Genomic DNA, 1076 nt, shown 5'->3' on the forward strand with positions numbered 1-1076 from the left:
CTCATGATACGCGGCAGGCCCAGGATTGAGCAGGGCGGGTCGTCCGGATGGATCACCAGCTCGACGCCGGCCTCGTCGGCAACGGGACAGATTTCGCTGAGGAAATATATCAGGTTGGAACGCAGCTTTTCGGGGGTGATGTCCCTGTAACGGTCAAGCTCTTTCTGGAACTGCTCCAAGGTAAAGCTCTCTTCCGAACCGGGCAGGCCGGCAATCATGTTGCGTACCAGCAACTGCCTGTCGTCTTTCGTCATCTGCTCGAAGCGGGCTTTGGCCCTGGCCTTTTCCGCGTCGGTGTAATCGGCTTCCGCACCGGGGCGTTTCAGCAGGAAGAGGTCGAAAGCGATGAAGGCCGCACGTTCGAAGCGCAGGGCGCGGCTGCCGTCGGGAAGCTCGTAGGCAAGGTCGGTACGCGTCCAGTCCAGTACGGGCATGAAGTTGTACGTCACGATGTTCACACCGCATTTGCCGAGGTTGCGCAGGCTTTCCTTGTAGTTGTCGATATACCGTTGGAAATCTCCGGTCTGCGTCTTGATGTGCTCGTGTACGGGTACGCTTTCAACGACCGACCAGCGGAGACCTGCGGCTTCAATCATCTCCTTGCGTTTCATGATTTCTTCCACCGTCCACACCTCGCCGTTGGGGATGTGGTGCAGGGCGTTCACGATGCCGGTGGCTCCGGCCTGTCTGATGTCCCATAGGCTGACAGGGTCGTTAGGACCGTACCACCGCCAGGTTTGTTCACAAAGTATCATATTGTAATGGTATAAGTTTATAAAGTATATGTCTGTCTATTATGAGATGTGCCAAAATACACTTGATGATTTCTTTTTTAGGCACGGATTACACGGATTTCATCAGATGGAGAATGCGTCGAAACCGCCGTCCACCACCGAGAGTGCCCCGGTCACGAAGCTGGAAGCGTCACTGATGAGGTAGTGAATGGTTCCGAACAGCTCTTCCGGTTCGGCAAAGCGTCCGCACGGAGTGTGGGCGATGATGGTCTTTGCACGGTCTGTGTACGAACCGTCGGGGTTGGTGAGCAGCGCACGGTTCTGGTTGGTGAGCAGGAATCC

Annotated in this window: 2 protein-coding genes; both read right to left on the minus strand. The window is 55.9% G+C overall.

Annotated elements, in window-relative coordinates; genetic code table 11:
• The coding region (gene uxuA / locus H8S52_RS19670; RefSeq protein ID WP_186910410.1) for a mannonate dehydratase at nt 1-755 on the minus strand (755 nt) is incomplete at its 3' end.
• Between the two features lie 102 nt (nt 756-857).
• A partial coding sequence (locus H8S52_RS19675) for an SDR family oxidoreductase (protein WP_186910409.1) occupies nt 858-1076 on the minus strand: 219 nt, incomplete at its 5' end.

The organism is Bacteroides sp. NSJ-48 (genome assembly GCF_014287405.1).
In the GTDB taxonomy this organism is placed as follows: domain Bacteria; phylum Bacteroidota; class Bacteroidia; order Bacteroidales; family Bacteroidaceae; genus Bacteroides; species Bacteroides stercoris.